The organism is Erysipelotrichaceae bacterium 66202529, from assembly GCA_017161075.1.
Taxonomy (GTDB): Bacteria; Bacillota_I; Bacilli_A; order Erysipelotrichales; family Erysipelotrichaceae; genus Clostridium_AQ.
Window position 1 is genome coordinate 2,605,529 of the sequence record CP046174.1, and the last position, 13,371, is coordinate 2,618,899.

The 13,371-nt window shown below is 43.8% G+C and carries 14 protein-coding genes and 1 pseudogene; 1 reads left to right on the forward strand and 14 read right to left on the reverse strand.

Annotated elements, in window-relative coordinates; genetic code table 11:
* Positions 1 to 179: 179 nt before the first annotated feature.
* The 11 genes and pseudogenes from GKZ87_12415 to GKZ87_12465 form a co-directional block, all read right to left on the reverse strand.
* The gene (locus tag GKZ87_12415) at positions 180 to 587 is read right to left on the reverse strand and encodes a hypothetical protein (GenBank protein QSI26237.1); all 408 of its coding nucleotides are present in this window, start codon (positions 585 to 587) and stop codon (positions 180 to 182) included.
* Positions 588 to 653: 66 nt separating this feature from the next.
* On the reverse strand, positions 654 to 1,298 hold the full coding sequence (locus GKZ87_12420) for an ABC-2 transporter permease (protein QSI26238.1): 645 nt from the start codon (positions 1,296 to 1,298) through the stop codon (positions 654 to 656).
* Between the two features lie 10 nt (positions 1,299 to 1,308).
* Positions 1,309 to 2,151 (reverse strand): annotated as a pseudogene (locus GKZ87_12425) (ATP-binding cassette domain-containing protein).
* 14 nt (positions 2,152 to 2,165) lie between these two features.
* The gene (locus GKZ87_12430) at positions 2,166 to 2,540 is read right to left on the reverse strand and encodes a GntR family transcriptional regulator (protein QSI26239.1); all 375 of its coding nucleotides are present in this window, start codon (positions 2,538 to 2,540) and stop codon (positions 2,166 to 2,168) included.
* A 274-nt stretch (positions 2,541 to 2,814) separates the two neighbouring features.
* A complete protein-coding gene (locus tag GKZ87_12435; GenBank protein QSI26240.1) occupies positions 2,815 to 3,537 on the reverse strand; it encodes a DUF5131 family protein in 723 nt (240 codons plus the stop codon).
* A gap of 110 nt (positions 3,538 to 3,647) precedes the next feature.
* The gene (locus GKZ87_12440; GenBank protein QSI26241.1) at positions 3,648 to 4,052 is read right to left on the reverse strand and encodes a glyoxalase/bleomycin resistance/dioxygenase family protein; all 405 of its coding nucleotides are present in this window, start codon (positions 4,050 to 4,052) and stop codon (positions 3,648 to 3,650) included.
* 804 nt (positions 4,053 to 4,856) lie between these two features.
* The gene (guaA, locus tag GKZ87_12445) at positions 4,857 to 6,149 is read right to left on the reverse strand and encodes a glutamine-hydrolyzing GMP synthase (GenBank protein ID QSI26242.1); all 1,293 of its coding nucleotides are present in this window, start codon (positions 6,147 to 6,149) and stop codon (positions 4,857 to 4,859) included.
* Positions 6,150 to 6,290: 141 nt separating this feature from the next.
* Positions 6,291 to 7,700 carry an MATE family efflux transporter gene (locus tag GKZ87_12450; GenBank protein QSI26243.1) on the reverse strand — a complete coding sequence of 470 codons (1,410 nt, stop codon included), beginning with the start codon at positions 7,698 to 7,700 and terminating at the stop codon, positions 6,291 to 6,293.
* 134 nt (positions 7,701 to 7,834) lie between these two features.
* A complete protein-coding gene (locus tag GKZ87_12455) occupies positions 7,835 to 8,512 on the reverse strand; it encodes an MgtC/SapB family protein (protein QSI26244.1) in 678 nt (225 codons plus the stop codon).
* Between the two features lie 430 nt (positions 8,513 to 8,942).
* Positions 8,943 to 9,386, reverse strand: coding sequence for a hypothetical protein (locus GKZ87_12460; protein ID QSI26245.1), 444 nt, complete (start codon positions 9,384 to 9,386; stop codon positions 8,943 to 8,945).
* Between the two features lie 116 nt (positions 9,387 to 9,502).
* Positions 9,503 to 10,870, reverse strand: coding sequence for a GntR family transcriptional regulator (locus tag GKZ87_12465; protein QSI26246.1), 1,368 nt, complete (start codon positions 10,868 to 10,870; stop codon positions 9,503 to 9,505).
* Positions 10,871 to 10,993: 123 nt separating this feature from the next.
* On the opposite strand from GKZ87_12465, the gene GKZ87_12470 reads away from it, so the two are divergent.
* Positions 10,994 to 11,491 carry an ECF transporter S component gene (locus GKZ87_12470; protein QSI26247.1) on the forward strand — a complete coding sequence of 166 codons (498 nt, stop codon included), beginning with the start codon at positions 10,994 to 10,996 and terminating at the stop codon, positions 11,489 to 11,491.
* A gap of 263 nt (positions 11,492 to 11,754) precedes the next feature.
* On the opposite strand, the gene GKZ87_12475 is transcribed toward GKZ87_12470, so the two are convergent.
* From GKZ87_12475 to GKZ87_12485, 3 genes are read right to left on the reverse strand one after another with little or no spacing between them, the layout of a single operon-like run.
* Complete coding sequence (locus GKZ87_12475) at positions 11,755 to 12,327, reverse strand: DNA-3-methyladenine glycosylase I (protein ID QSI26248.1); 573 nt, start codon at positions 12,325 to 12,327, stop codon at positions 11,755 to 11,757.
* A gap of 9 nt (positions 12,328 to 12,336) precedes the next feature.
* Positions 12,337 to 12,735: a MarR family transcriptional regulator gene (locus GKZ87_12480; GenBank protein ID QSI26249.1), complete on the reverse strand. Its 399-nt coding sequence runs from the start codon at positions 12,733 to 12,735 to the stop codon at positions 12,337 to 12,339.
* Positions 12,720 to 13,325, reverse strand: coding sequence for a methyltransferase domain-containing protein (locus GKZ87_12485; GenBank protein QSI26250.1), 606 nt, complete (start codon positions 13,323 to 13,325; stop codon positions 12,720 to 12,722). The genes GKZ87_12480 and GKZ87_12485 overlap by 16 nt, the downstream gene beginning before the upstream one ends.
* Positions 13,326 to 13,371 lie beyond the last annotated feature (46 nt).

A 13,371-nucleotide genomic window follows, 5' to 3' on the forward strand; every position in this document is an offset into this window, starting at 1 on the left:
CTCCTTCCATATTCAGCTTACATGCTCCTGTAGGGGGAGAGTCAACCAAAATTTGAAAGAACGATACAATGATAAAAATGGAAAAAGCACATACTGTTCAAAGGAAGACTGAGTTGTAGTCATACCTTTGCTTCATATGTGCAAAAGTCACTATATTCGAAGGGTTTATTTGCCTGTTATCATGACTTACTGCTTTCTGTACACGATGCCTGCTGTTCCTCAATGAGCTGCTCAGCAATCTGCATCGCCTCAATCATCGGTACATAGCGGCGATAATTGGCTGTTTCCTTTATATACTTACTTTGCGCCCTACTGCATTTTCTGATGATGGAGCAAACCGGCTCCTTAGCAGAGGCCAATTCCTGATAGGAATATGTCCTTCCTTTGTCATCCATAGTGCTTTTTTCTGATGACTGCAGTGTTTCTTCCAGCAGCTGTTTTGCAACCTGCATTGCAAACAGTCGGTTTCTCAACAGGGTATGCTGTGAGGTCCCTTCCGCAAATTTCCCTTCCATTTTTTCACATTTTTTAATTATGGATATGATTTCCTTATACGCAGCTTCCAGCTGCTGTGTTGTGAATTCCATAGTTCTCCTCCTGTGCTACCTGTATGCAATTGGTTGTACCAGCTTTTATAAATCCAGGCTCTAGCATTATTTTTTACTGAGACGCTTTTGAACGATGATGTTGGATACAAGCCAGGAGACTGCAAACATCAGCATAGCTGCGCCAAACAGAAGCTGTAGGAAAATATCCGCAATATCTACGAGCTGAATATCAAACAGTGTTAGCAGCCTGCTGACAAGATAGACAGCACCAAAGGAGACAAAGCCGCTTATCATCATGGAGACCTCCATTTTCTCCCCCTTATTATAGTAGGTAGCAGGAAGAAAGACAGCCGCAAAGCTCAATGCCAGAGCGAGCCCCATAGAAAAACCCTGCCACATTGCAAACCGGGTTCCCAAGGAAGTAATTCCCATCGTAAACTGAATAACATAGCCGTATACAACGGTGATCAGAAAGCCAATGGTCATGAAGGACAGATATGCAAGATAGCGGGCTGCCACAACATTTCGTAACGATACCGGTAATACACGGTAATAGTCATACCATTTTCTCTGTGCGTCCATCTGAATACAGCCCAAAACGCTTAACCCGAAAAAGGTTGGCAGGATCACGATTAAAATCGCTCCAAAGCCCTTCCAGGTAGAAAATCCACCCAGGATCAGGACAGATAACAGCAGTGGCTTCCAGCTTGTGGTTAAGTAATATAAATCCTTTCGTATCAAACCAATCATATGCGTTCACTTTCACATATAGCATCATGATATCATCCAGTGTTGCCCGCTCAACTATACAGCTTGGATAGGTTTGTGCAGCTGCCTCACGATTTGCGACCAGCACCACGGTTTCATAGGGCAGCTTCCGATAGCGAATGATATCGCTTTGTGCAAGCTGTTTAAAATCCTCATCCCTGCATTTTAGGATGCCATACTGATAGATCAATTCATCCTTACAGGAGGACAGCACAAGCTCACCATTATGAAGAAACGTAATGTAATCAGCCACCTTTTCCAAATCGGAAGAGATATGAGAGGATAGTAGGATAGAGTGATGCTCATCCTGAACAAAATCCATAAATACGTCCAGGATTTCATCTCGCATAACAGGATCAAGACCACTTGTTGCCTCATCGAGTATCAGAAGCCGTGGCTTATGAGATAATGCAATCGCGATTGCTGTCTTCATTTTCATCCCGCGGCTGAATTCCTTAATGCGCTTTTTATCCGGTAAAGCAAACTGCCGCTTATATTTTTGAAAGGCTTCATGATCCCAGTTTTTATAAATATCCTGTAAAATCCTTTCCGTTTGCTCAAGATGAAAGCTGTCATAGAAATCACTGACATCGAATACGAGTCCAATATCTTCCCGCATCGTCAGGTTGTCCTTATCCATCTGCTGTCCAAGAACCGTAATCTCACCGCTGTCTCTTTTTACCAAATCCATAATGCAGTTGATGATGGTTGACTTTCCCGCTCCGTTTTCACCAATGATCCCCATGATGGTTCCCTCCGGCAGGGTAAAGCTGATATCCTTCAACTGGAAATTTTCATATGCTTTTGATACATGTTTAAGCACAAGTGCATCCATAAAATACTCCTTCCCTATTTTTCATCATAAAACATTGCAAGCAGCTGCGTTAATGTGTTTAATGGTATACCGTTTGACCGCCCGATGTCAGCGGCCTCCTGCAGCTTTTCTTCCGCAAGACGCAGCTGTTCCTCACGGATAAATTCCTTGTTTTGTGAGGATACAAACGTTCCGCGCCCAGTGGCACTTTCGATAAAGCCGTCGCGCTGCAAGTCCTCATAAGCTTTTTGTGTCGTAATAACGCTGATATGCAAATCCTTTGCCAAAGCACGCATGGATGGAAGCGGATCACCGCTTTTCAATTCCCCGCTCATGATGGCAGATTTGATTTGTGAGGTTATCTGTTCATAAATTGGTTTTGTAGTATGATTACTGATCAGTATTTGCACAAGGTCACCTCCATTGTACTTTAATGTACTTATTGTACATGTACATTATAATACACTTAAAGAAAATGTCAAGCCAGGAGCTGCTTTCTTATGCGCCGTTGGAATGCATACCGTGAAATTCGCCTGCTCTATTACAAAAAAAATGAGATTGCTCTCATTTTCGTTATGTATATGAAATTGGTTTCCCTCGCTTATCTGCATATAAGCACATTTCGGTTTTTCTGTTCAGCAGTTTAACGCCTCCCTTAGTAAAAGGATATCTTCTCTTATATAATCAGAAGAGCTTTTTTCCGTCCGTGATATCTATCCCGCAGGCCTTTGCTCTGCCTGTCTGCTGAAAGGGATTTATCTTTTCTAAAATACCGTCATGTCGAAACAGGGATCCGGTATTCTTAAACCAGAAGGTTTTCCCGGCGTTCACGCTTTGTCTGTGAAGGTCAAGCACCCACTCATAGTTACACTCCCGTGCATCACGACCTGTTTCTCCGCCAACTGTCACATGTTCGACTCCATGAAGATACGGCGTTATATCGATTGCTTCCAGCAGCGGGGCACAGGCGATAAACCGTCGCTTTATGGGATAGGAAAGAAAGAGCGGCAATCTGTAATCAGCGGCTACCTGATTTTCTACAGTGCAGCCGATATTCACATTATCATAGCCGGCACCCCAGTCCTTTGGCAGCGATACGGGAAAGCGTTCAATCCGCTTTGTCAGAATCAAAAATTCAATATCCGTTCTCTGCTTAATCATCGCCCAGACCTCCTCACGCCAGGCATCTGCTTCCGGCAAAAAGAAATCTGTAGCAAAGCATGTCGCAAGAATCTTATTTCCCTTGATATTGTATTCACCTCTGGCATTTCTCCTGATTGGCCAGTCAAATTTATCCGTCTTCTGTATGGTATTTTGACCGTACCGTTTTGCATGAGGGCCATAAAAATAGCAATTGGCACAGCCCTCACTATGCTGATAGCAGCCTGTCCACGGTTCCCAGTTCATGTAGACACTCCTTCCAATTATACGATTACCATATATAACATCATTACTGTATAGCCAGCCTGCACTTTTTTAGCTTTCGGTGCTTTGTCATGCATGAAATTTAAAACAGGCTAAATGCTTGCATCATTTAATTCGAATAGATTTCCTTCCGGATCTCTGAAATAGGTACAGCGCATTCCCCATTCTTCGATATACTGCGGCTCTCCCAAAAAGACAACGCCTGCTTTCTTTAACCGTAAATAATCTTCTTCAAGCGTATCTGTAGGAATGATTCCTGCTATTGTATCCGGCTGCTGGTTAAACGTCGGCAGCTCATAGCCCTTAAACAGCGGCATAGCATCCCCTGTAAAAATGGCAAAGCATGGTGATGCTCCCTCCTGCACAGCAAAAGAGGTATAAGGGCCATTGCGGTCGCCCCATACTGCATGCAAGCCCAGCTTCTCTGTATAAAAGTCAAAGCATTCTCCGTAATTTTTACGTACAAGTACACGAATCGTTGTTTCATTAAATTTCATATTCTAATATCCTTTCTTTTTCAATATATGTCCTTTATTATATCGCAGGTTTTGTAATAGTATTGTATAAACTGGACAATTATGCGTACTTACGGTATAGGATTCAGGATGTTCTCGTTTGTTGATGCTTCTGTAATATGACCTATACAAAAACGATATCTTCCTGGACTTATTTTAAATAAAAGTATTACTATTCTAACTCAGACGATAGTATTTAATATTAAATATTTATAAATGCTTTAGCATATTTTAGTAAATTGGCTTACTTATATTGATTACGCAAACAGATGGTGCCAAAACGACAGTAGATAACAGATTTTAAATATCCTACGGTTACACACATAAAACACTATTGACCAAAATTAAAAAAATTTCATTTTTGGTCAATAGAAATAAGATACCCATGTAAGGATACCTGTAAACAGCTCTTTGCTATTCTTTGATTTTCACTCGATTTTATATTTTAGTTCACGGTTAATACGTTAAGTTTATGATATTTTGCATAGAACGACTATACTATCCTTTCTCTTTCACAGAAAAAGTTCTGCTCAATCTGCAAAGCCCCCCTACAGGGATGATACTATTACATAATTTATGTTTTTAGCATTCTGGTGAATAGCTATACTTGTATAAAAAAATCTTGTATTACTTTATATTTTTCATATGCTGTGGCTGTGCAAAACATACATTCATATCAAAATATTATATTTCTTTATTATTACTATGAAACAAATATTCATACTCAATAAACGCACGTAAATGCTAAAAAAGTGCCTGTTTAAAGCACTTTTTTTGAATAAAATCCTATTCCCACTCAATCGTCCCGCATGGCTTCGGTGTCAGATCATAGCACACACGATTCACATTCGCAACTTCCTTCAGAATACGATCCGTAATCCTATGCAGCACCGGCCAGTCGATATCCTCAATGGATGCCGTCATCGCATCAATCGTATTCACTGCACGCAAAATAACCGGGTACTCAAAGCTTCTCGCATTATTCTTCACGCCCACAGACTTGAAATCCGGAACAATCGTGAAATACTGCCATACCTTCTGATCTAAGCCAGCTGACGCAAACTCCTCACGTAAAATCGCATCTGACTCACGCACCGCCTCCAAACGATCCTTCGTAATAGCCCCAAGACAGCGCACACCAAGCCCAGGCCCTGGGAATGGCTGACGGAAAACCATGTCATGCGGAAGTCCCAACTCCAGCCCACACGCACGCACTTCATCCTTGAACAGCTGACGCAGTGGCTCCACCAATTCAAACGCCAGGTCATCCGGCAGCCCGCCAACATTGTGATGTGATTTGACAACCTTCGCTGTCTTCGTACCGCTCTCTACGATATCCGGATAAATGGTACCCTGTGCCAGAAAATCAATCCCCTCCAGCTTTCGGGCTTCCTCCTCAAATACACGGATAAATTCCGCACCAATAATCTTACGCTTCTGCTCCGGCTCTGCAACATCCTTCAGCTTACCAAGAAATCGCTCACTTGCATCTACATAAATCAGATTCGCATCCATCTGATTTTGAAACACTTCAATCACGCTTTCCGACTCCCCTTTGCGCATCAGACCGTGATTAACATGCACACAATACAGCTGCTTGCCAATAGCTTTTAACAGCAGTGCCGCAACCACTGAACTGTCCACACCGCCGGACAAAGCCAGCAGTACCTTGCGATCCTTTACCTGCTCACGAATCAGCTCTACCTGATCCGCCACAAAATTCTTCATATTCCAATTTGCCTCTGCCTTGCATTCAGCAAACACAAACGTCTTTAATTGTTCCTCTGTCGGCCACACCGTCAGCTTCTGTTCACATAACGCAGGAGCATGATCAATGGCAAGAACCGGATAGCCTGCCTCATAGATTTCCGGGAGAACATCGATATTCACACCATCCACATTGCGGTGTTCCCCGCCGTTTAAAATAATTCCCTTTACATTGGAAAGCCTTTGCAGCTCCGCCTTGGTGATATCATGCGGATAAATCTCACTGTATACACCCAATGCACGAATTTCTCTGGCAAGCGTTGTATTTTCACTGCTGCCAAGATCCAGAATAACAATCATGTCTTGTTTCATAAGCTAATCTCCTTCTACTCTTTTTGTCCAAGTAAAGTGTAACATATTTCCTCAGACAGGAACATAATAAAATAGAAAATACGTAAAGTTTTAAAGCATAAAAAGAAAGCACTACAAGTATTACTACCTGCAGCGCCATATTCAGCACAGGGCCTTTTGAGAAGCAGTATGATCCTGCGATTCCTCATTTGTTGAATTACTCGATAAAATCTTATCCTTTTTACGGACTTGCAGAAATAACAGAAACGCAACTGCGGCAGCAATGCTCTCTGCAATCATAAAGGAATACCAGATACCATCCAGACCAAACCAGGACGCAAACAGCCAGGAAAGCGGCAGGGTAATACACAGCTGGCGAAGCAGGAAGACAATCAGTGACTGAAGTCCAAGTCCCATCGCCTGAAACAGTGTCGGCAGAATAAACCCGAATGCTGCCGGCAGAAAGCTGATACTGATGATACGAAGCGCAGGAACACCGATACGCAGCATATCTTCACTGGCATGAAACAGCATCAGCAGCTGCGTTGGAAACAGCAGGAAGATGGCACAGCCGCAAATCATGATAGCCAGTGTCACCAGCACTGCATACTTCAACGTCTGCATAAGGCGTTCATGACTTCCTGCACCGTAGTTATAGCCCATAATCGGCATTGCCCCCTGTGTCAGACCGCTTGCCGGCATAAACACAAAGGTCTGCAGCTTATAATAGATTCCATAGACGGAAACAGCTGTATTGGAAAACTGAATCAGAATGGAATTTAGACCGATCACCAGAACACTTCCCAGAGCATTCATACACGCATTGGGAATCCCTACCGATAAAATACGTCGTATTGTATTCCAGGAAAACTGAAACTGCTTTACATCCAGGATAACATCAAACCTTCTTGTAAAAAATATAAACAGAGACAACGACATCGCAAAAATCTGTCCGATTACCGTGGCGATTGCCGCCCCCTTCACGCCAAGAGCCGGAAAACCGAGCAAACCGAAAATCATAATCGGATCCAGAATGATATTCACAATCGCCCCCGCTGCCTGAATTGCCATCGGGAAAATCATCTTTCCCATCGACTGAAACACCTTTTCAATCAGGATATGAAAGAAGCAGCCGAAGCATAAAAATACACAGATATACGTATACATGCAGGCATCCTCCAAAATTGCTGGGGAATCGGTAAACATTTCAAAAAATGGACGAATGGTAAACAGACCGATGCCGACAAATAACAGATAACCAAACAGAGACAGCAGCAGCCCATGGGCAACCGCACTGTTTGCCTCAGCCTGATTCTGTTCTCCCAGCTTTCTCGATATATAGGAATTTACACCGACACCGATACCGACCGAACAGGCCACAATCAGTGTCTGTATCGGAAAGGCCAGTGAAACCGCCGTAAGTGCATCCTCTCCAATCTGTGCCACAAACATACTGTCGACAATGTTGTACAGTGACTGTATCAGCATGGATAGCATCGGAGGAAAAGCCATTGACATCAGCAATGGTAAAACAGGCTTATATCCCATTTTGTTTTGTTCTATTGTTTGCATGACAAACCTCCTCTTCTCATAAAAAACCTCCATTTATCTATTTTGGATTCATGAAAATAGAAAAAATGGAGGTTGTACAAACCTATTTAGTTGTCATGGTTATTTTAATACAGAAATTCCGTTTTGGCAATACTCTATGCGTTAATTTCATGAATATAGTCCACCTCATGGAATACATCCAGCAGATGTGCTGCCTGATATGTATCCGGAAATGAAACCACCAGATTCACCTGATAGCTATCCTGCTCCTGCGTCAGCGTAACATTCAGTATTTCAATCTGCAGCTCCTTTAAGCGCTCCTGTAGATCCTTAAGGGCATCCTTGTTTCGATCAATTACAAAGGATAGCTCCTCCTTATAGGATTCCTTCAGCCAGCGATGATTTTGATGCAGAATGATCTGAACCAGGACGATAAGAACCGCAGTTACAATACCAAGAAGATACAAACCGCTTCCAATCGCCATACCGATTGCACTGGTTGCCCAAATCCCCGCTGCCGTGGTGAGGCCGCTGATTGTATTTTTCCGCATAAAAATCATACCGGCACCAAGAAATCCAACCCCGGTAACGATCTGTGCCGCTATACGGGAAGGATCCAGCGCAATTCCCTTATCCCCGAGGATATCCGAGAAGCCGTACTTGGATACAATCATAATCAAAGCTGCACCACTTGCCACAATGAGATGGGTGCGTATACCCGCTTCCTTATTGCGGCTTTTTCGTTCATAGCCGATAATACCTCCGCATATTCCAGCCAGCAGAATCCGTACGAGAAATTCCAGTTGTGTTTCCAACTGCATAACATCCATCATACCATCATCTTCTTTCTATCATTTTCCGATAGTATATTATACTACCTATTGAATGATTCGTACACCCTTATACATCCGCAGCTATGCATATTTATCCTTATACATCTACATTAGCGCATAGTTTCCTATGAAGCTATAATTCATACTCATAAACATATCATCAGATAAATACAGGATGTAATAATATGCTCTATAATTGATTATTTCCTTTCCCGTGTTTTCAGAATATGCTATTTCAAACAACAGGCTTTCAAGCTGGCTGTGATTCGCACCACCGTAACGAGAACGCACACAGTATTCCTTATATATACAGCGAGGACAGTTCTTATACTAACCAGCTGAACCATGCAAAGTCAGCACGTTCGCAGTCATATAAAAGCCCTTATAGAAACATATAAACACTTCCCCCATACAGCTCTATGCAATGCGCTTACGTATACAGATATCCATATCCCGAGCCAATGATTTCCCATGCCTTTTGGTTTGCGGAACGCCGCAGTACCCAGGGATATCCCTTATAGGTTGTATTGGGCTCCAGCAGCTGCTCTTCACTCGGAAAGAGGTGAAATACGGTAATGAAATTCGTAAACACCACAATAACCTCATCCGAAGCCTGCTTTTTGAAGCTTTCCGCATAAGTGCTGGATACCTGCTCATCATAGCTGATTTCTGTTAGCCTTGCATCCTTTAATTCCTGTGCAAAGCCCTGCTCCACAGCATCCATCGCAGCAGCAACCTCCTGCTTCGCATACAGCTCAGAATGGATATCGCTGTGTACAACCTGTACCGTCTTCCATGAATTTGAATATAATGCATACGCAAAAAAAGCGATGATCCCGCATATGAATGCAAGAACGACCATTAGCTTTCTCATAACATCCCCTCGATTTCCATATTCTGAATCTCTTTGTATAGCTAAAGTATACCATAGGATGCATCTGAAATTTCTTAAGCTTTCTTATTATGGTCTTACAATTTTCTTACAGCCGGTTATGTGCAAGCAGACACCACAAGCTCATGCAGCAGCTTCACCGCTTCCTCCATATCCTCCATTTTAATAGCGGCAAAGGATAACACCAGCTCCCCCTGTGTATTCGTTTGAAGCCGCATACGATATTCTCTTGCCTGACTGATTATGGTATCCAAAGGAAGCGGCTTTGAAAAGCGTACTATGAACTGCAAAGCAGCCTCCTCCAGCAGAATATCCGCCTGTGGAAACCAGTGCTGCAACAGCTCACGCATATGATTGCTTTTCTGCTCGTAATGCCGGCGCAGTCTGCGAACATGGCGCTCCAGATGCCCATCTGCGATATATCGCGCCAATGCCAGCTGTTCAATTTTACTGGAGGTTGGTGAATAGCTGTTCAACCGCTGCTGATAACGCTGATGCAGGGCTGGTGGTAAAACCATATAGCTGATCCGCAGGGATGGCAGTAAAATTTTTGAAAAGGAGCCGATATACACAACATGTCCGCCGGTATCAAATCCCTGCATGGCCGGTGTCATTCGCGTATGATAGCGCAGTTCACCGTTATGATCATCCTCAATAATCACTGCCTTGTTATGTGCAGCCCACGCCAGCAGCTCCTTTCGCTTTTTCTTCGAGATCGGCTGATGATTTCTACCGGTGGATGCACTGTTCACATACAGCAGTGTCACATCACTGGCTGCCAGCTCCTGCATACAGATTCCATCTGCCTCACTGTGCAGTCTGCGAATTGGAAATGCATAATCCGAAAATACGGTCTCCGCCTGCTGAAAGCCGCTTTCCTCCATACCAATGACGAGCGGTTTATCCAAAAGTCCGCAGAGAACATATAACAGTGACTGAAAGCTGGAGCCAATCAGAAGCTGATCACTTGTACATAAAACACCGCGCACCGTATAAGCATATTTTTGCAGTGCCACGCGCAGACGTGCTTCTCCCTGTGCCTCTCCATAGGTCGCAATTTCATAACGGCCATCCAGAACCTCTTTCAGATATTTCTTCCATAGGGCAAGATCAAAGGAGCTGACATCCATCGTCTGTGAACGGAAATCATAACGGATTTTCTCATCGTACAGTTTGGACTCCTGTGCTGTCACCGCCTTACGCAGCCGTATGTTTTCCGGCTCCACATCTACAAAAAATCCCTTTTGCGGCAGGGATATGATATAGCCCTCCTCCTGCAGCTTTTCATATGCACGCTCAATGCTTGTCTTGGACACCTTCATGAGTACCTCACATTTTCGTATGCTTGGTAATTGATCTCCCTTGACAAGATAACCGGATACGATATCCGAACGCAGCTTTTCATAAATCTGTACATACAATGCCTTCCCCTTGACACGTTCAAAATTTATTGTTTTCAGTTTCATACCATCACCACCTACAGTATAACACAAAAAGCATACTGTACCTTAATTTTATAATAAATCTGTATATTTTTAAATGAACAGAAAACTGATAGAATAACGTAAAAAGAAAGAGAGGCATTTCATATGAAAACATATAACGTAAAGGAAATCGTCACAGCATCGCTTGGTATGGCGCTCGTATTTCTGGCAACCTGGCTGATGAAGGTACCAAACGGTATTCAGGGCTATTTCAATCTTGGTGATGGCTTCCTTTTGCTGTTTGCCTCTGTGCTGAACCCCTTCCTGGCCTTTATGGCAGGCGGTGTCGGCAGCGCACTCGCAGATATTGCAGGAGGGTATGGCATGTATGCGATTCCCACTTTACTGATTAAGGGACTGGAGGCTGTTCTTGTTTCCTGGCTTGTCTTTAAGGGGCACAGCTCTGTGCGCTACATCGCCTATGTGCTCGGCGGTCTGCTCATGGTCAGTGGATATTTCATCACGGATGCTTATATTAACCAAAGCTGGCAGCTGTCTCTGACGGGAGTTCCTGCCAATTTCGTGCAGGCTGCAGCAGGCTATACAATCGCATTAGCCGCATACCCGCTCATAAAAAAAAGACTGCCTTCACAGAAGCGCTAGCATGCACTGCCTGCAATGAATGCTGTATAGTAAGACCGGCAACAAGCTGTGAAACGCAACAAAAAAACAGGATATCTTTCCCATAAGTCAACATCCTGAAAAAAAGCGTACCCAATGACCTTACCGGAAGCAAGGATATCCAGCGGCATTTATATATTCCGATAACAGCAGGTAAGTAATACAAATCCAAGGAGGAGATCTTTTTCATAAAGAAAGACCTCCTGTTTTTCCTATGCTGTAACAAGCTATGATTTTGTATCCGTTCACTCTGCCTTTTCCGGTATCTCTACATGGAGAAAGCATCCCGGCTCATGATCATTCACAATACCGACTGCCTGCAGGTAGGAATAAATAATCACTGTTCCTACAAAACGCATGCCGCGCCTGTATAAATCTGCACTGATTTCATCGGAAAGCGCCGTGTGTGTCGGTAGCTCCTGCTGCGTGCGGTAGATCACTCTGCCCTGCGTAAAGCCCCACAGATATGCGTCAAAGCTTCCGAATTCCTTTTGAATCTGTATAAAGATGGCAGCATTTTGAATAGCTGCTTTGATTTTCAGGCGATTGCGGATAATGCCTGCATTTTGCAGCAGCTCCTCCCTTTTCGCATCTCCATAGCCGGCAACCTTTACGACATCAAAATTGTCAAAGGCTTCCCGAAAGGCCTCCCGCTTTTTCAAAATTGTCAGCCAGGAAAGTCCGGCCTGAAAGGATTCCAGAAGCAGCATTTCAAACAGCTTATGATCATCATGCACCTCTCTCCCCCATTCCTCATCGTGATACTGCACATAAACCGCAGGCACATGTTCTGCCCAGAAGCATCGTTTTTTCTCCATTTTCAGCCCTCATTTCGTTTGCTTTATTATAGCAGACCTTTCCCCTGTATGACCAGAGGTAACAAACGTATTTACTACCTGCCAGCAGGCGGGCAGCTGCAAGACAGCTTTCATATCCAGCGACTTCTGACAGTCATAGGCCGTAAGTGCCGCAAGCATCGCCTGTCTTACATATCGCAGGCGGTCTGCCTCTCCTCTTCCAGCAGCACTCAGAGAAATTGCATAATTTTCTACTACGATCAGACCTGCACTGCTCAATCGTTTCACAGCACGGCAGACACTGGCCCGAGAATACCCCAGATATACGGCAATATCAATCTGACAGACCCTATTCTGCTCTTGCTGCAAAAGATCAATGGCCTGCACATACATCTGCTGGGAAGATGTGAGCTTCATTTCACACCCCATGCGATAAAGCTCTTCGTATTCACCTTACGGTAGTGCAAATCATGAAAGTGCTTTTGTAGCAGCAGCCGAATTTCCTTTTCACTGTACATGTGCACATCCCCCTGCTTACTGAAATGGCAGTACAGATTCATGATCCTGCGGGAAAGCCACCCCTGCCTGCAATCTCCCAGCACAAAAATCCCATCGTATCGCAGCACTCTTGTAACCTCCTGCAGCACACCCTTCGGATTTGGATAATGGTGAAACGAATCATTGCAATAAACCATATCAAAGCTGCTATCCGCAAAGGGCAGCCTTAGCGCATCCCCCTGTACCAGAACAGCATGCTCCTTCATCACGTCCTTTCCGATTTTCAGCATATGTTCACTCAGATCGATTCCTGTAAGCTGCCGTGTTGGATCCTCCTCATAGAGCTGCTTCATAAGCGCACAGGTTCCACACCCCATATCCAATACATCTTTTGCAGGAAACTGAATCATTATCTCCAGCATGAACGGATATAATTCTCTTGCATGTGATCCGAAGATGGCTGTATCATACGTTTCTGCCTGTTTGTCAAATACACGTCTTGATTGTTCTGTTTTATCCATAGCATTGTCCTCCTTTAATGAACATTGTTCATTCATACTTTAAAAA